16 protein-coding genes are annotated in these 22,826 nt (G+C 68.8%); 13 read left to right on the top strand and 3 right to left on the bottom strand.

Annotation, left to right across the window (positions count from 1 at the left end; all coding sequences use genetic code 11):
- Nucleotides 1-133 precede the first annotated feature (133 nt).
- The 4 genes from ACS04_RS00340 to drmB are packed head-to-tail and all read left to right on the top strand — an operon-like array spanning nucleotide 134 to nucleotide 11,914.
- Entirely contained in the window at nucleotides 134-4,897 is a 4,764-nt protein-coding gene (locus ACS04_RS00340; protein ID WP_048474394.1) for a DEAD/DEAH box helicase family protein, read from the top strand.
- Complete coding sequence (locus ACS04_RS00335) at nucleotides 4,894-6,798, top strand: UvrD-helicase domain-containing protein (protein ID WP_048474393.1); 1,905 nt, start codon at nucleotides 4,894-4,896, stop codon at nucleotides 6,796-6,798. Before ACS04_RS00340 ends, ACS04_RS00335 begins: the two co-directional genes overlap by 4 nt.
- Nucleotides 6,795-10,052, top strand: coding sequence for a helicase-related protein (locus ACS04_RS00330; protein WP_048474392.1), 3,258 nt, complete (start codon nucleotides 6,795-6,797; stop codon nucleotides 10,050-10,052). Before ACS04_RS00335 ends, ACS04_RS00330 begins: the two co-directional genes overlap by 4 nt.
- Complete coding sequence (gene drmB / locus ACS04_RS00325; RefSeq protein WP_048474391.1) at nucleotides 10,049-11,914, top strand: DUF1998 domain-containing protein; 1,866 nt, start codon at nucleotides 10,049-10,051, stop codon at nucleotides 11,912-11,914. Before ACS04_RS00330 ends, drmB begins: the two co-directional genes overlap by 4 nt.
- Nucleotides 11,915-12,702: 788 nt before the next feature.
- On the opposite strand, the gene ACS04_RS00315 is transcribed toward drmB, so the two are convergent.
- The 3 genes from ACS04_RS00315 to ACS04_RS35145 form a co-directional block, all read right to left on the bottom strand.
- Entirely contained in the window at nucleotides 12,703-13,395 is a 693-nt protein-coding gene (locus tag ACS04_RS00315; protein WP_048474429.1) for a creatininase family protein, read from the bottom strand.
- A gap of 36 nt (nucleotides 13,396-13,431) precedes the next feature.
- Nucleotides 13,432-14,613, bottom strand: coding sequence for a helix-turn-helix domain-containing protein (locus ACS04_RS00310; RefSeq protein WP_048474389.1), 1,182 nt, complete (start codon nucleotides 14,611-14,613; stop codon nucleotides 13,432-13,434).
- Between the two features lie 130 nt (nucleotides 14,614-14,743).
- Nucleotides 14,744-15,124 carry a GntR family transcriptional regulator gene (locus ACS04_RS35145; protein ID WP_053080643.1) on the bottom strand — a complete coding sequence of 127 codons (381 nt, stop codon included), beginning with the start codon at nucleotides 15,122-15,124 and terminating at the stop codon, nucleotides 14,744-14,746.
- Between the two features lie 768 nt (nucleotides 15,125-15,892).
- On the opposite strand from ACS04_RS35145, the gene ACS04_RS00300 reads away from it, so the two are divergent.
- From ACS04_RS00300 to ACS04_RS00265, 9 genes are all read left to right on the top strand, one after another.
- Complete coding sequence (locus tag ACS04_RS00300) at nucleotides 15,893-16,159, top strand: DUF6284 family protein (RefSeq protein ID WP_048474388.1); 267 nt, start codon at nucleotides 15,893-15,895, stop codon at nucleotides 16,157-16,159.
- The gene (locus ACS04_RS00295; protein ID WP_048474387.1) at nucleotides 16,156-16,437 is read left to right on the top strand and encodes a DUF6303 family protein; all 282 of its coding nucleotides are present in this window, start codon (nucleotides 16,156-16,158) and stop codon (nucleotides 16,435-16,437) included. The genes ACS04_RS00300 and ACS04_RS00295 overlap by 4 nt, the downstream gene beginning before the upstream one ends.
- Nucleotides 16,434-17,300: a hypothetical protein gene (locus tag ACS04_RS35140; protein ID WP_053080641.1), complete on the top strand. Its 867-nt coding sequence runs from the start codon at nucleotides 16,434-16,436 to the stop codon at nucleotides 17,298-17,300. The genes ACS04_RS00295 and ACS04_RS35140 overlap by 4 nt, the downstream gene beginning before the upstream one ends.
- On the top strand, nucleotides 17,297-17,635 hold the full coding sequence (locus ACS04_RS00285) for an RRQRL motif-containing zinc-binding protein (RefSeq protein WP_048474386.1): 339 nt from the start codon (nucleotides 17,297-17,299) through the stop codon (nucleotides 17,633-17,635). The genes ACS04_RS35140 and ACS04_RS00285 overlap by 4 nt, the downstream gene beginning before the upstream one ends.
- Before the next feature lie 78 nt (nucleotides 17,636-17,713).
- Nucleotides 17,714-19,291 carry a hypothetical protein gene (locus ACS04_RS38545; protein ID WP_048474385.1) on the top strand — a complete coding sequence of 526 codons (1,578 nt, stop codon included), beginning with the start codon at nucleotides 17,714-17,716 and terminating at the stop codon, nucleotides 19,289-19,291.
- A 1-nt stretch (nucleotide 19,292) separates the two neighbouring features.
- Complete coding sequence (locus ACS04_RS00275; RefSeq protein WP_048474384.1) at nucleotides 19,293-21,404, top strand: hypothetical protein; 2,112 nt, start codon at nucleotides 19,293-19,295, stop codon at nucleotides 21,402-21,404.
- A gap of 222 nt (nucleotides 21,405-21,626) precedes the next feature.
- Nucleotides 21,627-22,109: a hypothetical protein gene (locus ACS04_RS00270; protein WP_048474383.1), complete on the top strand. Its 483-nt coding sequence runs from the start codon at nucleotides 21,627-21,629 to the stop codon at nucleotides 22,107-22,109.
- 11 nt (nucleotides 22,110-22,120) lie between these two features.
- A complete protein-coding gene (locus ACS04_RS38015; protein WP_158977140.1) occupies nucleotides 22,121-22,294 on the top strand; it encodes a hypothetical protein in 174 nt (57 codons plus the stop codon).
- 88 nt (nucleotides 22,295-22,382) lie between these two features.
- Nucleotides 22,383-22,826 (top strand): DNA cytosine methyltransferase (locus tag ACS04_RS00265; RefSeq protein WP_048474426.1); only part of this gene is annotated, 444 nt, incomplete at its 3' end.

Here is a 22,826-nt window from a genome sequence, read left to right as displayed (position 1 = left end):
GCGCCTTCGCCGTCAACCCCCCGCTTCACGCAGGCACTGTGGAAAACAACGTCCAGTGCCACGGCGAACACGGGCCGGCCGGCCCGTGTTCGCTCTTTCGTCCGGATCCTTGCTACTCAGGAGCGCAGAAGCAGTGCCGCCACCGTCCTCTTCGGTCGTTCAAACCGTTCTCGAACAGTCCTCGCGTGTCCTGCAGACTTACGCCGTGGACCCCGGCCTCGTGACCGAGCACGCCAATGGAGAGCGCCGTATCACCCAGGGCGGATATGGTGATCGGCAGCTTTTCGAGCTCGTTCAGAACGCGGCGGATGAAATGGTCGACGAGACGAGTGGGCGAATTTGCGTCATCCTCACGGGAACCCACCTGTACTGCGCGAACGAGGGTGCACCGGTCACGCCGGAAGGCGCAGAGACAATTCTTCGGATGAGTATGTCCAAGAAGCGTGGCGGCCAGATCGGTCGTTTCGGAGTGGGTGTCAAATCGGTTCTCGTGGTGACCGACGCGCCGGAATTCTTCAGCAGCACCGGAAGTTTCGGATTCGACCGCGCCTGGTCATACGAGCAGATCAGGGCCGTGCCAGGCGTGACGGCGCGCTACGGCTCCGAGTTCGACGCCCCCGTGCTGCGGATGGCCCGGCCTTTGGACGTGCAGGCCGAGCGCGCTTCCGATCACGTCCTCAACGAGCTGCTGAACTGGGCCACCACCGTCGTTCGTCTGCCCCTGCTCCCGAAGGCTGACGACCGGCTGGGCCGGGACATGCACGGTGGGCGTGGCAAGGACCACGGCGAGCCCCGCGAAGAATTCCCGGTCGGCTTCCAGCTCTTCTCGCCACACGTCGCCAAAGTCGTGCTGGAGGACCGCCGGCCACGGCCCATGGCTCGTCGGACACTGACCGCCCAGCGGACCGGCGACCTGCACACCTTGATCGAGGAGCGAACCGGCAAGCCCGTCGCCACCGACCGATGGCGCGTGTTCACCACCACCCACGAACCCGGTCCCAGTGCCCGAGCGGACGCCGGCGAACTGCACGACCGGCTCTCGCTCAACCTCGCCTGGGGCGTCCCCGCCCTGGAGAAGGACACGGAGAGCGGTCTGTACGTCAGCCCCCGATCACGCGGGCGCGGCAAGTTCTGGTCCTTCTTCCCGACCAAGTACGAGATGTCGTTGAGCGGCATCCTCAACGGCGCCTGGAAGACGAACGAGGACCGCCAGAACCTCCTCGATTCCTCTCCCTTCAACCAGGAGATGATCCGGATGTCGGCAAAGCTGGTCGTCGACTCCCTCCCCGCGCTTGCACCCGATGAGGACCCCGCCGCCTATCTCCCCCTGCTGCCCGGCCGAAGCAAGGAGGCGATCAGCTGGGCCGACGAGTTCCTGACCCGAGAGATCTGGGCCCGCACGGCGGACCGTCCTGCGTTGCCCGATCAGGACGGCGTCCTGCGCATCCCTACGACTCTGAGGATCCACCCGCGCCTCGACAAGGACTTCAGAAAACTGTCCAGGTGGCTCCGGATGTGGCACGAGTCCCCCGGGCGCCCCTCGAATTGGCTTCACCCGAGTGCCGAGGCCGACGCCCTGCGCTCCGGAAAGGTCGAGCACATCATCGCTGCGTCCGGGCATGAGCGGACGGATGTCCGGGAATGGCTGGAGGCTCTGGTCAAGAGCGGCACCGCCGAGGCGTCGGCAGTGGCCGTTCGCATCCTCGCGGAAATGATCGAGGACCGCTCTCCCTGTGCCGAAGAGGCCCGTAAGGCCCACATCGTGCTCACGGAGGAGCACGGTCTCGTCGCACCCGTTCCAGGCAAGGTCTTCCGCCGTGCCGGCCAGGGCGGACTACGCGAAACCCTGGTGTACGTGGTCGACGAGCTCGCCCAAGACCCGTCGCTGGCTCACGTGCTCAACGTCCTGGGCATTCGGGAGGCCGATGTCGAGGGCCGGTTCGCCAGCGTTCTCGATCAGGGCTTCGATCACTACGGCGACTCGGACTGGGAGCGGTTCTGGGAGCTGTTCCGTCAGGCGGGGGTGCGTCGGCTGGCCCACAAAGTCCTGGAGAAGGTACCCACTCCACGCTTGGCGCTCCGGGTGCGGACCGCCGACGGTCGGTTCCGGCCCATTGAAGACTGCATGCTGCCCGGTGCCGTGGTCGATGCGAAGCGCGACCCCGGCATCGCTGTCGACATGGCCTTCCACTCCGACGACACCCCGTTCTTCTCCCAGGTCGGCCTGCGGGAACGGCCGTCCGGTGGGGTCCGGCCCCAGGAGGACGAAGCGTGGTTCGTGGAGTACCGCGAAGCCCTCCACGCCGCCTACCTGCGCGGTCTGGACAGTCGCGCTCCGCGCCCCGCGCTGAGCCGGATGAAGGTCGAGGGGGCCGCGATCGGCGGCCCCCTCCACCTCTTCCGTGCCCTGTCCGAGGAATCCCGTGCCGCCTTCCTGAAGGTGCTGCCCGACGACGCCGTGGTGGACAACTGGACGCGCCAGATCGGCGCACAGACCAACACGCGACAGCCCGTGCCCTCGCCGATCCGGTGGATGCTGCGGAAGTTCGGCACGGTCGCCACCTCCCATGGGATCAAGCCGGTCAAAGAGGCCGTCGGCCCCCAGCTCGCCGGCTACCGGGATGTACTGCCGGTCGCAGACATCTCCCCAGAGAAGGCACGCAGGCTGCGGCTCCCGACCACCGTCGACGAGGTCCCCGCCGACCGCTGGGACGCACTCCTCGACGAGGTGACCCGAAGCGCGGACGACTCCTTCGTCGGCGCCACCTACGTGATGCTGACCCGTTTCGGCGCGGACTTCCCCGAGGACTCCCTGACCCGGTGCCGGATCGGCGACGCCTGGGAAGCCCGGCCCGACAGCGAGATCACCGTCGCCGTCGGGACCGCTCAGTACCAAGCGCTGCGCGCCGAGCAACTCCCGGCGCTGCTCGTGCCGACCGCCGACGACGCCGAGCTGATGATCGAGAAGTGGGGCATGCTCCGCTACGCCGACGTGATCAGCCTGGAGACCCGTGAAGTACCGATGGGCGACCCCGTGCCGCTGGTCGAGCTGTTCCCTGCCCTGCGGCAGCGTCTGAACAGCGGAAACCGGAACAGCATGGTGCAACGGTGCAGCGAGCTGGAAGAGGTCACCCGTACGCCCAAGGGCACGCGCACCTCCCCCCTGGACGCCGTACGACAGGACAGCACCGTCAAGCTTCGAGTCCCTCTGGCCCCGGAACCGATGCTGCGCCTGATCGACCGCGAACTTAGCTTGGGCCTCGGTGCCGCCGGGTGCCGAGCGGTGCTCGAGCACCAGGACCGTATGGAACGGGACAGCGAGTTGAAGGCGGCGCAGAAGGCCGTGCGCGAGTCCACGGACGTGGTGGCAAAGATCGAGTTGCTGATCGGTGCCGATGCACTTCGCACCGGCCTTCCCGAGGGATTGATGGAGGCCGAACTGCATTCGACCGATGGTGTGGAGCCGACCGGGCGCCGGATCGCGCAGATGGCGTTCAACGCGCACGGTGACGGTGTGTTGCAGCAGCACGCCAGGGACATCCAGGGGCGATTCCCCAATGCTCCGGTGGCCTACGGAGGTTCGTCCGCGGCCATCGCGTTCGTTTCGGATCTGAGGCTGCCGGTCGCGTTCGCCGGTTCGCGGGCTCCGTCTCCGCCCTCCTTCGAGACCGTAGAGGGCCCTCGGGATTTCCCGAGCCTCCACGAGTACCAGGAGGACCTGGTTCGGAACATCTCCACCATGCTCGACCGACTGGCGCCCCAACGCGGCATGCTGTCGCTGCCGACCGGCGCCGGCAAGACCCGGGTCACCGCCGAGGCCGTGATCCGCTGGGTGAAGCGAGTCGGCGACCTCAAGGGGCCACTCCTGTGGATCGCACAGACCGAGGAGTTGTGCGAGCAGGCAGTCCAGAGCTGGAAATTCGTCTGGAGCAAGGTCGGCGCCGACCGCCCGCTCACCATCAGCCGGCTGTGGAGCACCAACGAGGTGGGGGACGTCATCGACCACCCGCACCTGGTGGTCGCCACCGACGCCAAGTTGGAACGGTGCCTGGCCACCGATCAGTACGCCTGGCTGCGCCAGGCCGCTCTGGTGATCGTGGACGAGGCGCACACCGCCATCTCCAAGCGGTACACGGAGATCCTCGCGCAGTTGGGACTCACCCAGTACGAGACGGGCCGGCATCTACTCGGCCTGACCGCCACACCGTTCCGGAACACCAACGAGGAGGAGACCCGGCGCCTGGTCCGACGCTTCGGCAATCGGCGACTCGACGAAGGCGTTTTCCCGTCGGGCGATCCTTATCGCGATCTCCAGGACTGGGGCATGCTCGCCCAAGTCGAACACCGCACCCTTGAGGGCGGCCGAATCGAACTCACCCAGGACGAGAAGACACACGCCGATCGCATGGCCGTGCTCTCCCGCTCCGCCGAACAGCGACTCGCCGACGATCACGCGCGCAGTCGGCGCATCGTCGACTGCGTGGCCGATCTGCCGGACGATTGGCCGACGCTGCTCTTCGCCACCTCGGTGGATCACGCCAAGTATTTGGCGGCCATGCTCAACGACCGCGGTGTTCCGTCCGCTGCCGTGGACTCTACGACCAGTGCGCACGACCGTCGCACTCGCATCGAGAATTTCCGAAGTGGTCGTATCCGGGTACTCACCAACTACGGTGTGCTCACCCAGGGGTTCGACGCACCTGCCACTCGTACCGTGGTCGTGGCGCGGCCGGTCTACAGCACCAACGTGTACCAGCAGATGATCGGACGCGGACTGCGCGGACCGCGGAACGGCGGCAAGGACAGCTGCCTGGTTCTCAACGTCAGCGACAACGTCGCCAACTTCGACACCAACCTCGCCTTCACTCAGTTCGAGCACCTCTGGAGCCGGAAGTGACCGACATCTACCAGGACAGCCCTCCGCTCACCGACGAGCAGCTGGCCGTGGTCGAGCAGCCCTGGGATGCCCGGGTACTGGTCACGGCCGGCCCCGGCGCCGGAAAGACCCACACCCTGGTTCGCCGGCTCGACGCGCTGTGCAGTGACGAGGACCACGACCAAGCGCTGGAAGCCGCCGAGATCCTGGTACTCACCTTCTCCCGAGCGGCGGCTCGAGAACTGCGCGAACGGATCTCTCGACACGGGGAACGGGCGCACCGGGTACGTGCCCGTACCTTCGACGCGTGGGCCTACGAGGTGCTCCTTCAGGCACATCCGGATGGCGAATGGGGTGCGGTCGGCTTCGACGAGCGGATCGCCGCCGCAACCCTCGCGATCGAAAAGGGCGCGCTGGAGGTCGGCGACGCGGTGCCACCGGCCCATGTCGTGATCGACGAGGTGCAAGACCTGCTGGGTGGGCGCCGTGAGCTGGTGGAGACGCTCCTCGACCGGTACCAGGACGGCTGCGGCTTCACTGTCGTCGGGGACGCCGCCCAGTCCGTTTACGGCTTCCAGATCAAGGACCCGGGCGAACGAACCGACGAGACCGGTCGGTTCTTCGACTGGCTGCGCTGTTCCTACCCCGACGACCTGGTGGAGCTGCGTCTCACAAGGAACTTCCGGGCCACCACGGCCGAGGCCGGGATCGCGTTGGCGTACGGCCCTCTTCTCCAGCAGGTGACCGAACCGGACGAGGCCGATCGACTCTACGACGCATTGCGGGATCTCCTGCTGGATCCGGCGAACGGCATGGGTGATCTCGATGACGAGTTCACTCTGGAAGGCCTGCGGGACCTCTCCGACACCTGCGCCGTCCTCACCCGTGACAACCAGCAGGCCCTCGTGATCTCCGCACTGCTGCACCGGCACGGCATCGACCACCGGATACGGCGCCCGCTGGAGGAGCGTCCCGTGCCGTACTGGGTGGCTGAGCTGCTGCGTCGTACAGAGGCGACCGGCCTCACCGAGGACCGGTTCCGTACGCTCCTCTCGGACATCCCGTTTGCCTACGAACCCGACCCCACCGCCCTGTGGACGGTGCTGCGTAGGGTCGCGCGCGGAGCGGGCCGCGGGTTCCTCGATCTGGACCGGCTGCGCCGGGCGGTCGCCGGCGGCAGGTTTCCGGATGAAGCGGCTGATCCGGAGACCGCACGCATCGTCGTCTCTACGGTGCACCGGGCGAAGGGTCTGGAGTTCGACCGGGTGATCGTCCTGACGCCACCGACCCCGGCCGAGCTCCACAAGCAGCATCGGGACGAGTTGGACCTTCCCGCCGAAGCCCGCACCTTGTACGTGGCCATGACGCGGGCTCGCCAGGATCTCTATCACGTGGCCCCTCCCGAACTGCCGCACTTCAAGCGGGCGGGAAACCGGCGCAACGGCCGCCGTTACCTGGGGTCGTGGCGGTCCTACGACAGATACGGGATCGTCGCCGAGCCGAGCGACGTCTGCCGGAACGACCCGCCCGGCCACCGGACCGATGCCGTCACCACCCAGGCGCATCTGCTGGAGCGGGTGCGGCCCGGCCAGGAGGTGCTGTTCCGCAAGCGCCACGACCTGCCGATGGGCGAGAGCGAGAGCCCGCCGTACGCCCTGATCCACGAAGGCAAGGAGATCGGGGAGGCCTCGCAGCGGTTCCGTGAGGATCTTTTCCAGGTACAGAAGGTCAACCGTGCCTGGGACCCCTGGTGGCCCGACGAGATCCATGACCTGCGGATCGACACCCTGGAGACCGTGACGGGCAGCGCCGCCGCCGGCACGAACGCCGGACTCGGTGAGCGCGGCGTGTGGATCGCCCCGCGGATCACCGGCATCGGCCGGTACCGGCGAGCCGACGACTATGAGGAGCAGCGCGCATGAAGCAGGTGGCAGGTCCCCACTCCGAGCACTACCGGGTCCGGGACGAGGAGCTGCTGGTGGGGCTCCGCCGCGAACTCCTCGGCCCCGCACCGGAGGCCGTGCCGGATGATCGGGACGAGGTACTCACCCGGGACGCCCCGATCGACCGCTATCTGGCCGGCGTGCTCTATCCACGTGCGGCGGACCGGGCCGCGAAGGAACGGAAGGACGAGGACGCGGCGGAGCAGGAAGGCCTGGACGCCCCTCCTTTGCTCACCCGGGAAGAGGTCGAGGAGTCCGGCACCGCGCAGGAGGTGGGTGCTTCAGGGGACAGGCGTCCTTCCTCGATGGGTCTCACCTTCGCGGTCCGCCCGACCATAAGCAGGGTGATCGTGGTCTCCGCGCGCGCAGCTGCCTACGTACCCACCGACGCCGACGGCAATCCCGTCCCGGCTCGCCGCGCCGAGGCCCGCACCACCGCCGATCAGCGCGAGCTGTGGCGACGCAGGGAACTCTCCTTCCCCGACCAGCACATTGACGTGACCCGATCGGACCCGAAGAAGACGATCGAGCTCACCCCGGAGGCATCACTGCATGTCAACGTCCGGCCCGTCGATCCCGTCAACAACACGGTCACGGTCACGGTCACACTGATCAATGGGCAGAAAGTCGGCGAGCGGGATCTTCAGGACGCCTTCTCCCTGTTCCAGTGCGGTCTGACAGTACGGGCCGCCGACGGCTCGACCGCCTTCGTAGAACGTCCGGCCCCGGCCGCCGCCCATGACCCGGAGATCGCCACGAGTCGGTTGCTGCACCGCCATGCCCCGACGTTCGCCGTCGGTCACGGATGCGCCGCCGAGTGGGACTGGACCCCCCAGCCGGTCGGTATGACCGAGACGCAAACGCCCGCCGTCCCCGAGGTCCGGAGCCAGTTCGTACCAACCGTGGAGGTGCTGCTCACCGACTCCAATCCGGAGATCGACAGTTCGGCGCTGTCCATGCTCGGGCTGGCCGAGCAGTCCGACGCCGAGGTGCTGGCCGCTCTGGAACATCTAGCCACGGGTTACAAGCACTGGATCGACAGCAAGTCGGCCGAGGCAGAGGCTCTGACGGGCAGCCCTCACGAGAAGCCCGCGCGGGAGCAGGTGAAAGCCTGCGGCGAGGCGCTCCATCGCATCCGTGAGGGGATTGAGCTGCTGCGGACCAAGCCCGATCTGATGCACGCGTTCCGCCTCGCGAACCGCGCCATGGCAGACCAGCGTGCCCGCAGCAAGTGGGTGAAGGACGGCCGGATCGGAGCCCCCGATCCGACCGCCGGCCACTGGCGCCCCTTTCAGATCGCGTTCGTGCTGCTCTGCCTGGCCGGCATCGACGACCACGAGCACCGAGACCGGCGGATCTCCGACCTGCTGTGGTTTCCCACCGGTGGTGGCAAGACGGAGGCTTACCTCGGGCTGATCGCCTTCACGTCGTTCCTGCGTCGGATCCGCAAGGGCGCGGACGGGGGCGGCGTCACCGTCCTCATGCGCTACACACTGCGGCTGCTCACCCTCCAACAGTTCGAGCGCGCCGCGATCCTGCTCTGTGCCATGGAGCGCATGCGCCGCCGGATGCCAGAGTTGGGCCAAGAGGCGTTCTCCGTCGGCATGTGGGTGGGCCGTTCGGCCACCCCCAACACGCTGGCTGTGGCGGGCCGAAAGCTTGATGAGTTGCTAAGGAATCTCGACAAGCGGCTCGCCACCGAGAATCCCGTCCAGCTGCACGCCTGCCCCTGGTGCGGGACCCGCCTCGACGCGCGGAACTACGAGATCGATGAGGACGCCAAGCGGATGCACGTCCGCTGCCCCGGCGTGGACTGCGACTTCACCGACGGCCTGCCCGTCCATCTGATCGATGAGGTGGTGTACGCCGCACGACCGACCCTGGTGATCGCCACCGTCGACAAGTTCGCGTCGATGCCATGGCGCCCGGCGACCTCAGCCCTCTTCAACCGCGACGACGCCCCGGAGGGCGGCACGCCGCCCCCGGAGCTGATCGTCCAGGACGAGCTCCACTTGATCTCCGGCCCGCTGGGTACGCTCACAGGTCTCTACGAGACCGCCGTGGACGCACTCGCCGACCGGCCCAAGGTGATCGCCTCCACGGCGACCATCCGTCGTGCCGCCGATCAGGGGCGCCATCTCTTCGCCCGCGAAGTGCGACAGTTCCCACCCGCCGGGCTGGATGCCCGCGACTCGTGGTTCGCCGTGGAGACGCCGCGCGAGGAAAAGGCGAGCCGTCGCTACGTCGGCCTCCTGGCCCCGGGCACCAGCCAGTCCACCCTCCTGATCCGCACGTACGCCACCCTGCTGCACCGGGCCAAGCAGGCGAAGACGGAGGACGAGGTGCGCGACGCGTACTGGAGTCTGGTCGGCTACTTCAACAGCCTCCGGCTGTTGTCCGCGGCCGAGCTCCAGGTCCATGACGACGTGGTGGCCTATCTGGAGATGTTGGCCGAGCGCGAGCAGGTGGAAGTCCGCTCGGTCGCCAACTACTCGGAGCTGACGAGTCGTGTCGACGCCAGCGAGATTCCCAGCCGCCTCAAGGGCATCGAAAGGCGTCTTCCCGGCGATGACACCGTGGACGTCCTGCTGGCCACCAACATGATCGCGGTCGGCGTGGACGTGGAGCGCCTCGGTCTCATGGCCGTGATGGGCCAGCCGCAGACGACCGCCGAGTACATCCAGGCCACCAGCCGGGTCGGCCGCGCGCACCCCGGTCTGGTCGCGGTCATGTTCAACTCGACCCGATCCCGTGACCGCTCCCACTACGAGAGCTTCCAGCATTTCCACTCCGCCCTGTACCGCGAGGTCGAGTCCACTTCCGTCACCCCGTTCTCCGCCCGGGCCCGCGACCGGGGCCTGCACGCGGTGATCGTCGCCCTCGCCCGCATCATGATCCCCACCGCTCGACCCAACGAGGGCGCCGGCCGGGTCGAGTCGTACGAACACGTACTTCGGGGACGCATCAAATCGATCCTCCTGGAACGCGTGGAGGCAGTTGCCGGGGAGGAGATCGACACCGTGTCGCAGGCCTTCGACGAGTTCGTCGAGTGGTGGTGTGACGAGGCCGAGATCCACAGCGGCCTGCTGTTCGAGCCGCAGAGGGGCAAGCGCACCCCATCGCTCCTGAAGGCGTACGACGACGAATCACAGGACGCCGAAGCATGGCCCACTCTGTGGAGCCTGCGCGACGTGGACGCCGAGACCGCCCTGTTCATGGAGGGAACCCGATGACTCCGCCCCCCGCCCGCCGTCAACGCGCCGGCGCATCCGGCACCGCACCCGCCCACAACCTTCCGCGACGTGGTGCAGTCCGCCGCGCCCAGGTGATCACCACCTACGGCGTCGGGTCGCTCATCGCGGTCGACCACGAGTCCTTCATCGTCTCGGGACTCGACGGGGCTGAGCAGAGCTGGAGCCGTGACGAGTCACCAAGGATCCACGAACGGCGCCTGGCACGAGTGCTCGACGTCGATTCCTTCCGGCTGCCGCCCGCTTCCGATGACACCAGCAAGGACGGCCTCCGCGTCCGAAGATTCCCCTTGATGCACTCCTGCCCCGACTGCAAAGACCTCCAACGGCACCGCGACTTCAACCCACCTGCCGGGCGAAGCGTCTGCGGCACGTGCGAGGTCGACCTGGTCCCTTCTCGCTTCGTCGTTGCCTGCGAGGCCGGGCACCTCGACGAGTTCCCATACCGGCAGTGGTTGCACCGCTCCACGGACCGAGGTGCAGCGGGGGCGGCACAGTGCGGTGGGAGGCTCAAGATGCGAACGTCCGGGCGCACGTCCTCGCTCCGCTCCATTCTCGTCTCCTGCTCCTGTGGCCAGGTTCCCGAGGTCTCGATGGAAGGCTCCTTCCGCAGGAACGCGCTCAAGGACCTGGGTCTCAGATGCCAGGGAACCCGCCCGTGGCTCGGTGCGTCTCTCCCGGCTCAGGAGTGCGGACGAGCTCTGCGCACACTTCAGCGAGGTTCGTCGGCATTGTGGCAGCCGGTGCTGAAGTCGGCTCTCTCCATCCCGCCGTGGAGCGACGGCCGGTCGGATCCGCTTGCCGAACACTGGGCAGCACTCCGCGAGTACGACGGACGCGAGCAAGTCGAGATCTATCTCAAGGGTGCCTTCAAGGGCAAGTGTCCGGTGCCCCTGGACGAGGTGATGGCACTCCTCGACGCGGAGCGCGAGGAGGACCCGGACGGCGAGTCGGCTCCCACCTTCGACCACCGCTACCTCGCACTGCGCAACAAAGAGTACGAGAGTCTCCGCGCGGGCAACGAGGAGAGCGAGCACTCCCACGACGAGCAGTTCGTCTGCGAGGCCCCGCTGGGCAGCCGGAGCGTGCTCGACCCGCTCGGCGTCACCGGCCCGATGCTGGTCAAGAAGCTTCGCGAGGTGCGCGCCCTGAAGGCCTTCACCCGGCTCGTCGACGCCGAGTCGACGACCGACTCCACGGAGATGCCCCTGTCGGAACGTCGCCTGCGCTGGCTCCCGGCCATGGAGGTGCGGGGCGAGGGCGTCTTCCTCCGATTGGACGAGGACCGACTCGGCGCCTGGGAGAAAAGCGTGGCGGTGGCAGCCCGCGTCGAGCGGATGCGTGCCGCCCACCAGCGGGTTCTCGCACAGCGGGCCGATGACCCGAGCAAGGTCGTACCCTCCCCGGCAACCCCTCGCATGGTGCTCCTGCACACGCTCGCCCACGTCCTCGTCAACGAGTGGAGCCTGGAGGCGGGCTACCCGGCCGCGGCTCTGCGCGAGCGCCTGTACGCCGCCGACGACATGGCCGGGGTGCTCGTCTACACGGCGACGAGCGACTCGGCGGGCAGCCTTGGCGGTCTGGTCGCCCAAGGTGAACCGGAGACTCTCGGCCGTACGGTGCGTTCGGCCGTCCGCCGTGCCGAGTGGTGCTCGTCGGACCCGCTCTGCATGGAAACCGAGGCGTCCGGCGCCGGCGGAATCAACCTGGCGGCCTGCCACGCCTGCGTGATGCTGCCGGAGACGAGTTGCGAGCACAACAACATCCTGCTCGACCGCGCCCTCCTCGTCGGCACCCCCGATGACCCTCGACTCGGTTACTTCGAGGGCGTCCTGGGGTCTTGACGTCGAATCATCCGGCACATGTCGCCCCTCCCGGTTTCGGAGTCGGAGGACTGCCTCAACGGCTCCGAATTCGGGAGGGCACGCCCAAGCATCACAATGCTCACTTCGCCATACCCTCTGCGTCCATCCCGAAGCGCAATTGGCCGGCCGGAGACCTCCTGCGCCTGTGACCGTGCGCGCGGAGTCGATGCAGAAGGTCGGCGACGGCCTCGGCCGCAGTCGTCTCGGCGACGACGGTCATCAAACTGGTCGACACGGATACCGCAGGCATCGGCGACTCGGCGCGGCCTGACCGGGCCCGCAGCGCCGCCCTCTTCCGCTCGCCACCGAAAACCCCGGACGCCCTCACCATCCCCCCCGGCATCCACACCGACGGCCGGCGCCCGGAGCGCCTCTCCTCCGCCGAGTTCGGCCGCCGCGCGCCCCGTATTGCACCAGCAACGGCTGCCCAGGGAAGGATCGTCATCCTCGCCAGTGCGACGGCCGTGAAAAACCACATCTCCGCTCACGCACGCGACCCGTGGCCCCAGCCGGCGCACGCCTACGGGCCCCGGAAATAGCAAAACCCCCAGGTCACGGCGAGTGAGTCCTGGGGGTTCTACAGAGCCGCCTTCGGGATTCGAACCCGAGACCTACGCATTACGAGTTGTCCGATCTTGTTCCGCACGCGTCCGCCAGGGTCTCCGACAGCTACGTAAGCGCAGGTCAGAATGACTTCCCGGACATCCTCAGCTCACCCCGGACAGCCATGGACTCTGGGGTGACCGAGACCAGGACTGAGACCCGGCTCAGCCTTCCCCCAGTGCGGCAAGGTGATCGGCGAAGCTCTCCGTGAGGCTCCGCAGTACCGCCGCCCCCTTCTCAGCGGTGGCCTGAGAAGGAAAACCGATGACGCCACTCTTCGTGTACGCCTTCATGCCGAGCGTCAGTAGGAACGGCCGATCACTCGCATCGTGGTCCGCAGCCTCGTACCCCGGGCGAACGAGGTCCGGCTCCGAGTGGAGCAGGATCGAGGTTTCGATCTCTCCGGCGTGCATGTCGTCGTGTGCGCTGCTGCTGAGGCCAGCGTGTTCACGGGCGCTGTTCCACTCCCGGCCCTGCGGAAAGAGGCTCATGCGCGGCTCTGTGAGGTTGGCCTCCTGCACGATGTTCGAGAGTACGTAGTTGCCCCCGTGCGCATTGACGAGGACGAGCTTTCGCACCCCCGACGCTTCGAGCGATGAGGCAATGTCGGTGATCACTGCGTGCAGCGTCCGGGCGCTGATGCTCACCGTTCCAGGCCACGTCCCGTGCTCATGGCTGCATGCGATGCTGATCGGAGGCAGGGCCATAACGGGGTAGGCCGCGGCGAGCTCACGGGTGATGACGCACGCGATTGCGGTATCTGTGATCAGCGGCAGGTAGGCGCCGTGCTGCTCATACGACCCGACCGGCAGCACAGCGACGCGCGGCGCCTGTTCCTGGACATCGGTAGTGGTCATGGTGGGAAGCAGGTTCACGGCTCTCCTCTGGTCCGGTCAGCTCCCCTTCATACTGCCCAACAATCGGTTGAGCTCCGCAATCTCCACCAGCTTCCGCCAGGGCGCGAGAAACGGCTGCAGCCTCAACAGCTCCCCCAGAATGCGCGCCGAACCGGTCGCCTCAGCGATCGCTGCGGCCTGCGAAGCGGCGTTGTACGCGCCTTCCACGTCTTCAAGCTGGGCATAGGCTGTGGCGAGCCGAGCCAGACAAAGGCCACGGTCTCGCTGCTGCTCGGCCGGCCACTCCGTAAGACTCGCTTCAAGGGTCGCGACGGCTTGCTCCGGCTGTCCGAGATGGAGGGCGCATGCCGCTGCCTCCATGTCGATGTACGCGACCGAGCAATACGGAGCGAGCCCCTCCCCGACCGGGCCCTGGTCGGCCAGCACCCGCGCTTCGTCCAGCGCGCGCGTGCTCTCGTCGCTCTGCCCAAGAAGGGCATCCGCGTACGCCCTCGCACGAAGTGCAACGGCCCGAACGTCCTGGGGAAGCCCTCGCGCCTGCCTAAGCGCAGCGTTGGCCAGCCCAACCGCATATCCGGCTTGGCCCGCCTCCGCCGCGATGTTGCTCCGTCGCTGGAAGACGTAGGCGCTCAGGGCGGGGTCCTCCAGCTCCGAGGCGTAGTCCAACGCCCGGTTCGTCCATAGCATTGCGGACTGCGAGTCTCCCGAGTCCTGATGGAGCCATCCAAGCAGTTCGGAGTACCGGGCGCCCACCCGCACCGCTTCGTCTCGGAGCGGCCCCCGCGCTCCCTTGCAGACCTGTTCGATGAGCGGCATCTGGCTCTGGACAGCCGGCACGAGGAACCGTGGCCCCACTACAGGCTCCGCCTGCACGTGCTCCATGAACACTGCCTTCAGGTACCCGATGACTTCCGGGCTAGCCTGCATACTTGCGGCCCGCGGTGCGGGCAAGGACGGCAACGTATCGAGCTGCGATGGTGCGGCGTCGAGGGATAAGCCCAGCTCAACCCGCGTGGCCTGGTACGCCTCACAGAAGAGCGTCTGATAGTCCGACCCCGGCGGCCGGCGGCCGTTCTCGAACATCGAGACCTGAGCTTTGAGGCTGCTTCGAGAGGGGAGCTGGATGCCAAGCCGAACGGCTGCGTCCTCCAATGCATCCATCAGGTCGGCCTGAGACCACCCTCGCGCGGCCCTTGCTGCTTGGAGCTTCGTCTTCATGGCACCCCCCAATGTCCCGTGACGCAACAGGCGCCCATCATGCCCAAACAAGCCGCTGACGTGGGGAGTTAACAGGTAACAGCGGCCGACTGTTAACCCCTGTGCGCTGTGGATCGACTCGAAATGAGGCCTACTGGTTCTCGTCAGACAGGCCGGGGCGAGCAGCTTCAAGCTGCTGGACCCGGCCCTGGAGTTCAGAAACTCGGGAGGTGAGATGCACGAGCTGGTCCTGAAGCTCTCGGAGCCCCAGGGAGGTCTCCTGGGCCGTCGGATCCCCCTTCTTGGGGTCGAGCACGTACGTCCCGCTCCCCTGCTTGCCAACGACCAGACCGTCTTCGGCAAGTTGCCTGTAGGCGCTCTGCACAGTCATGAGGCCTACGCGGAGCTGCCTGGCCAGACCCTTGGCCCCGGGGAGCTGGCTCCCTGTCGGGTACACGCCGTCGCCGATGTCCTTGCGGAACTTGGCGGCGATCTCCTTGGCAGTCGGGGGTTGCTCCGGGTTCCAGTCCATGGATAGAGCGTAACCAACCTAGGTCTTTTTCCAAGGCGCCCTGCGGGTGCTTGACGACCGGCGAGCGACCTAGGTAACTTCGAATCAAGCAAGCGACCTAGGTAACTTGCTTAGGCTCCGGCTGTGTCCCCCTGCCTCGCGGCAGGGGAGCCCTCTTGGTTTCCACGGCCAGTCGGGAGCTACCGGCTTTGAGTTGAGAACTGAACAGCGTGCGAAGCAAGACGAGACGGGCGTGATCCCGTCCCCAGGGCGACGGGGTGTCGCTCGGCGGCAACACCTTCCTTTCACGTTCCGGCTCTGCGATCGCCCCTGGCCTGGGGTGCTACCCGGTTCGTGCCGCCCTGCTGGCGTCAGAGCAGTGACGATGACGCGCCCGATTTTCGGGCTCGGGACCGGCCGCCGTGGCAACGGCAGACCGGTGAAGCCCCACCCTCACATCGCTTGACCTCGCATTCAGGAGTCTTCGTGATCCGGTTAAGACCCTTGGCCGTCGCCCTGCTGGACCGGCAGGCCGGCACCGCCCTTCGCGTCTCCCCGAGCCGCCGCCCGAGCGCACCGGTCATAGCGGTGATTCGCGGAGTCGGGACACCCGCGCGGCCATAGCCGCGGCCGGTTCCCTCCTCCGCCCGTCCGTCGCTTCGGCGGTGTACGGGCGGAGTCGAGGGGAGCCGGAGTTCTTCCCGCTTGACCCCCAACGCAGTGCAGCCCCGGTGCTCGAACACCGGGGCTGCTGTTGGGTCCCGTTCCTCTACCGAAGGAGCAAGACCCGTGGAGTCCATCGCTGCACTTCAGAACCGTGTTACCCCGTGGTCCGACGGCCTGGAGCCGTCGGACGCGGAGCTGGACGCGATCGAGGTCGAGATGCCGCTGATCCTGGCGGAGGTCGACCTGCTCGACGCGCTGATCGCGCTGCTGGACCGGCCGGCGTCGGAGTTCGACGCGCGCCGGATTCGCCGGGCCCGTAACCGGGTCCTCACCGCCCGTACGTCGCTCGCCAACCAGGCCACCGCATCGCTGCCGGGTGGTGCCGCATGACGCATACCGCCCGCCTGGTCAACTCCTGCTGCGGCGAGTGGGAGGTCTACGTACCGACCGACAATCCCGTTCCGAGGGAGTGGCCGGAGCACCTGTTCGCCCGCACTTCGCCCATCCCCACCGTGGCCGAGCGCACCGCGGCTCTGGCCGGCCTCGGCTACGAGATCGTCCCGGGCCAGAGGTGGGCGTGGGACGATCTGGAGGACGACGACACCGGCCCGGTGCGCCTGGTCGCCTCGGTCACCGTCCGCCTGATCGGCTCTGAGGCCTCCCGGTGACGGCGCGCTCGCCGCTGGAGCAGATCGCCGCGCTTGAGGGGATGCTGTCGAAGCTGACGCGGGTGTTGGTGGCCGTCGCGTTCGTGGCGCTGGTCTTCACCGCGTCGAACGTGACGATGTTCGCGATCGACCACCACGTCTCGCCGTGGATCGCCTGGCTCCTGGACCCGATGGTCGCGGTCGCGCTCGGTACGGTCCTCATCTTCGACGGCCGTCTCTCCGAGTACGGGCTCTACCCGTCCGGCTGGGCCGCCGGGCTGCGCTGGTTCACCGGCCTAGGCACGTGGGTGATGAACTGCTGGACTTCCCTGTGGCCGGCTGGTGCCTCCTTCGGGTTTCCCCGCGAGGTGGACCCGGCCGGGCTCGTCCTCCACTCTGTCCCCCCGGTCCTTCTGATCGTTCTCGCTGAGGCGATCAACCATTACCGGGGCCAGATCCTCGCGAAGTGCGCCGTACTCCGGGCGCTGGTGGACGCCGAGGTGGAAGGGGTGGACACCACCACCACTGTCCACACCCCCTCTCCCCCCGTCCCCGTCGCGGCCGTGGTGGACGTCCAGGTAGAGCCCGTCGCCGAGGCGCCGTTCCGGGCGCCGCTGGTCATCTGCGGTGACCGGCAGGTGTTCCACCCCGTTTTCCCCCTCAGCGCCAGCCCCGTCCACCCGGGCGAGCCGGAGCCTGAACGCCTGTCGGCCGAAGAGGCCGCGAACGTGATCCGCGCGTGCTGGGTGCAAGGCAAGAACCTGCCGGAGGCGGCCCGGCTTTCCACCCGTTCCACCTCCTACGTCCACAAGCTCTACCAGCGCCTCAACGACGAGCGTCAGGCCCGTGACTTGGTCACCGTCGCGATCGGCGCCGAGGGATGAGCACGCTGCCCGTCTACTCCTGGCGCCTCGCCCCGGACGGGCTGGCCACCCGTCGCCAGCTCCGCGCCGTGGGGCTTCGGCCCGGTGGACAGGCCGTCGCAGCGCAGGTGGAGCGCCCCCGCTACCGGCGCGGCCCGCTGGTCGCCTACCTCTACCGGACGGAACTGGCCCTCCCGGTAAGGCCGATGACACCGGCCCGGGCTGCGGCGCTGGCGAAGGCCAATGCGGCCCGCCGGACCTGCCCCGAGTGCCGCACGGATGCCGGATACGTGATCCCGGCCTCGCTCGGAATGTGCGTCCCGTGCGCCTACCCCGAAGAACAGTGCGCTGCCTGAACACCTCGGCAGGGCCCGGCCGTCAGCCTCCTACAGCGCCGGCCGGGCCCCTATCTCCCCTGAAGGAGCACGTTCAGCATGACCGACACCATCACCGAACCGGTAGCTCCACTCGTGGAAACCGGCCCCGATCCGACCACCTCCACGGCCGGTGAGAACGCTACGGCCACCAAGGTCGACCACACGGCGGGCGGCTTCCCCGTGGTGCCGCTCGCCCTGTCCGGGGCGAACGCCACGGCGGGCCTGCTCGCCGCGGCCGCCCTCGCGGGTGGCCCGGTCGCCGCTGCGGTGGCGATGACCGGGGCCGTCGCCCTCGGAGCGGCCGCCCGCAAGCGCATCAAGCCCGGCAAGGCCAAGGCGGCTGCGAAGCAGACCGCTCCGGCCGCTCGTTCCTCCGGTGCGGGCCGCGTGCCCTCGCAGCCCCGCTCGTCGGCCCGCTCCGGGATCCCTGCTTCCCGCAAGGGCGCCGGGAAGGCGAGCCACCGGGCCGGAAGCACTCCGGCTGGCGGGAAGCACGGTTCACGTCCGGGCAAGGGCGGGATGCCGTCGGTCCGCCAGCGTGCCGGCCAGGCGGCGGGCCGTCTGGCCGGGGGCAGGGCGGGGCAGGTGCGCGAACTACGCGCCGCGGCCCGCGCCCAGTCCCCGAGCAGGGCGGCCGCCCGTACGGCGGGGGTGCAGGCGCGGCGGCAGGGCGCCGACAACAGGCGTGCTGCCAAGGCCGCCGAACGCGCCACCGGCACCCGCGCCGCTGCTCGCGGCCCGGCCGCGCGAACGCTGTCCAAGGGCATGTCCAAGGCCGCGGCCGTCCGCGACAAGGTCGTTGGCGCAGCCCGCCAGGTGCGGGACCGCGCCGCGGGCCGGGCCGTTGCCTCTGGCCGTGAGGGGATCCGGCAGACCGCGCACCGCAAGCGGGTCACCCAGCTCGCCGCCCCCGCCCGCAAAGCCGCCCGCAAGGCCCTGCGCCGCTCGGCTGCCCGCTTCCACGGCCGCCGGGCGGTGGCCGGGCTGCTCGCCGGGGCGGCCGGGGTGCTCGGTCTGGTGAGTACCCCGCTGGGCCGAAAGCTGCGGATGCCGTCGCTGATGCACCCCGGCCGGCGCCTGTACCGGGCGCTGGTCGAGCGAGCCCGCACGGCCCGTGAGGCCCGGGACGCGGAGATCCGCACGCAACTGGAGCAGGACGAGGAGGCGGCCGAGCAGCAGGCGGTGGCCGAGCAGAGCGACGACGAGCAGCAGATCGGGGACCGCGTCGAGCGGCCCGCAAACCACGTACCGGCACCTCCCACCAGTGAAGGAGCACCCCAGGTGAGCACCGCTTCCGGTTTCCGCTTCGAGGAGCACGCGGCCGAGATGGAGGCCGCCGCCCAGTCCTACGAGCCCGACAACGCAATGGAGATCCTCGCCATGATCGAGGGCCTGCCCCACGCCCTCGGCTCGGTCGCCAACGTCATGAAGATCCTCAGCGAGCGCGCCGACGAGGAGTTCCCCCTGCACAAGGCCGTCGCCGAGACGTTCCGCGACTGCTTCGGCGCAGTCATGGCGTCCGTGTCGCTCGCGGAGGAGATGGGGCCGGTGTTCCGGCAGGTCCACGAAGCCGACATCGCCCGCCACGAGGACCCCCGCAACGGCCTGGACGCCGAGAAGGGCTGGAACGTCTGAGATGAGCGCCCACACCATCAAGCACGACGGTGGTCCAGCGTGGGACTGGGCGGCCGGTCACCGACCCGTGACCGGCGCCCTGTCCGCCACCACCGGAGCCTTCGCCGTCGCCACCGTCGGCACCCTCGCCCACATGCCCCCCACCTGGGCCCTCGCCGTCGGCACCGCCGGAGCGATCGGCCACACCGCCACCGGCCTGCGCCAGAAACTCGCCGGACGCACCATCGGAGCCCGCGCCACCTCCTGGCTCCTCGGCGGCGGCTGGACCACCTGGGCCCTCGCCACCGGCCCGCTGACCTGGACCGCCCTCGGCTCGCTGGCCACCCTCGGCGTCGCCATCGGCGCCTCCGCCCGCGCCACCGGCCTCTACGAAGAGGCCCGCGAACTCGAAGCCCTCGAAGCCGCCGAACGCCACGTCGCCCGCGAACTCTCTGCGGAAAGGCGCGGCATCGCCGCCGAATGGGTCGACCGCATCCAGCGCGTCTGCGGCATCACCGTCCGCGTGCTGGCGGTGGAGATCTGGCCCACCGGGACCGGCTTCACCATCGACGCCGAACTCCCCGCCGGCGGAGTCACCTACGACCGGATCGCCCGCGAGAACGCCAAGCTCTCCGCGGACGCCCGCCTGCCCCACGGCTGCACCGCCGCAGCCACCCCCGGCGTGGACCAGGGGCGGGTGCTCATCGACGTGACCACCGCCAACGTGCTGGCCGCGGAAGTCCAGTACCCCTCCGACTACAGCGCCCTGTCCGTCCACACCGGGGTCCCGTGGGGGTACCGGACCAACGCGGATGAAATCCGCGCCTACCTGCGGGAGCAGTGCGCGCTGGTCGTCGGCCCGACCGGGTCGGGCAAGACGAACATGGTGCACGTCATCCTCGCCGGGTTCGCCCGCGCCACGGACATGCTGACCTGGGTCATCGACCTGAACGCGGGATCGGCCGGCCTGCCGTGGGTCCGCCCCGCGATGGAAGGCGGGCAGGGCCAGCCGGTCCGGCCGGGAGTCGACTGGCTCGCCTCCACCCACGACGAGGCCATGCTGATGCTGGAGGCGGCCCTGCGGATCGGCCTCTACCGCAAGCGCGCCTACCAGGACCTCATGTCCAAGGCGAACACCGACCTCCTCCCAGTCAGCGCCCAGATCCCTCAGATCATGATCGTGATCGATGAGGGTGCGGAGATCCTGACCAGCGCCGATGCGGAGATGCGCAAGCTCGCCAAGAAGATCCTTGAAGTGATCCGCATGCTCCGCGCGATGGGCATCCGCACCGTCCTCACCGCCCTCGGAGCGACCGGGGCGGTTCTGGGCAACCTGATGATCCGCCGCGAAGCCAAGGTCCGCGTCGCGCTGACCGGCGGTGAGACCGAGGGCATGGACCTCTCCAAGCTCTTCCCCGGCGGCCGCGGACTGCGGGTCGAGCAGGCACCCCACAAGGGCACCGGCTTCATGGGCACCCCCGAATCCCCGGTCGCCCTCTTCGGGACGTGGCGGATCCTGCCCAACCAGATCCGCGACATCGTCCACGCCACGTCCGACCGGCACCCCCGCCTCGACGACATCTCCGCCAAAGCCGCAGGCCCTGACTACGCCCGACGCTGGGACCACGCCCGTACCGCGTGGATCAACAGCCACCAGCAGACCAGCGATCCGGCCGAGCCCCCTGCCACGAGCAGCACCGCGACCGGTGTGAGCGCAGGTCTGAGTCTGTCGGCGCTCCGCGAAGACCCGTCCGCAGCCGCACGCGCCGTCACGGATGAGGATGTGATGGCGGCCGAGTTCATGGCCCAGATCGACGCGCAGTTCGGCACCACCCCCGAACCGTCGGCCGAGGTCGGACCTGTGGTCGAGGCCGAGCAGCCGGAGGCGGGTACGGGGCTGAACCTGTCCGCGCTCCGCGACGGCAAGGAGACCGGGCCCGCCTGGCTGGCGGACGCGGTCACCGCGATCAATGCGGCCGGGACGGACGGGATGAAGCCGGCCGCCGTCGCCGACCTCGTCGGCCGCAGCCGCGAGGCGGTCCGCAAGACCCTCAAGGCCGCCGCTGAGCGAGGCGAACTGATCTACCGCGACCGCGGCCCCCACTCCGTCTACGTCCACCCCGACCACGCCTGAGAGCGCCACACACGGCTACCGCCTACTGCCTACCGCCAACTTGGCAGTGGGCAGTAGAACGGCCCGCTACTGCCCACCAGGGCCCTCCATCGGGGCTTTTGGCAGTAGGCAGTACCGGGTTGGCAGTAGCCAGTAGGCAGTAACCACGCACACGCAGAGCGACCACCCACCGCGCCCGGCCGCACACCACGGGGCCGTCCGCACCGCGTCCAGGAGCCTGCAATGCCCTATGAACCCACCCTCCCGAGCACCACCGCGCCCGCCCGCTACGGCGACCCGATCCTCTACCCCAACGCCGTCCAGCACCCCGTGATGCCGCTCGCGGAACTGCCTCCCGGGGTCCAGCTCGTCACCCTGCCCAACGGCATCCGCACCCTCGCCTACACACCCCCAGCCGAGCCCCTGCCGGCGCCGGTCCAGCCGATCCCGGCATGGGCCAAGACCACCGCACTCCTCGCCCCGACCCTCGGCGGCGGCATCGCCGCCGCCGGATTCGGGATCGCCTACGCAGCCCCGGGACTGATCGCCATGACAGATGCCCTCTGGGCCGCCATCGCCCTCATCGCCGCCGGCGTGCTCGCCCCCGCTCTCCTGCGAACCACCCGCAGGGCCGGACAGGGCACGGCGCCGGTGCAGCACATCACTCAGAACATCAGCGCCACCGGCCTCTTCGGCCGAGCCAGCGGCACCCTCAACAACCGCTGAAAGGCAGACCTATGGACCAGAGCCCCCTGCGTGAGCGCGTATCGGACGCGGTCGCCCTCTTAGCCGGCAAGCGCACGATCCGCTGCCCCGACCCGGGGTGCCGGGTCAGCGTCCGCTACCGCCACGTCGCCCCCGACGAGGCCAAGCGGCTGACCGACCTGGCCACCGACCACACCCGCCACTGAACACAGCGAGGGCGGCCCCCTCTCACGCCAATGAACCGGGGCCGCCCTCGTATCCCAAGCCCTCAACAGACCTGTGGAGGTCTCCAGCATGACCCATCCCGTCCACCTCCCGCCGGAAGGCGGCAACATCAGCCTGTGCACCGGGTCCGCCGCCCTGGACCTGGCCGTGGAATCCGTCACCGGCCTGCCTACGACGCTGGTCGCCGAGAAGGACCCGGCCGCGTCCCGGCTCCTCGCCGCCCGCCTGCCCACCGCCCGCAACCTCGGCGACCTCACCGCGGTCGACTGGGCCGAACTGGCCGCCTCGATGGCGCGGCCGGCCACTCTGACGGCCGGGTTCCCCTGCCAGGACATCTCCAACGCCGGACCTCGGGGCGGAATCGCCGGTGACCGCTCAGGACTGTGGAAAACCATCGCCCACGCCATTCGCCACCTTCGACCCCACCTCGTGTTCCTGGAAAACGTCGCCGCCATCCGAAGCCGCGGACTCGACACCGTCGCCGCCGACCTGGCCGCGATCGGGTACGACGCG

This window comes from Streptomyces roseus, assembly GCF_001044425.1.
Classification (GTDB): domain Bacteria; phylum Actinomycetota; class Actinomycetes; order Streptomycetales; family Streptomycetaceae; genus Streptomyces; species Streptomyces roseus.
This window is presented reverse-complemented; position numbering and strand designations above follow the sequence as displayed.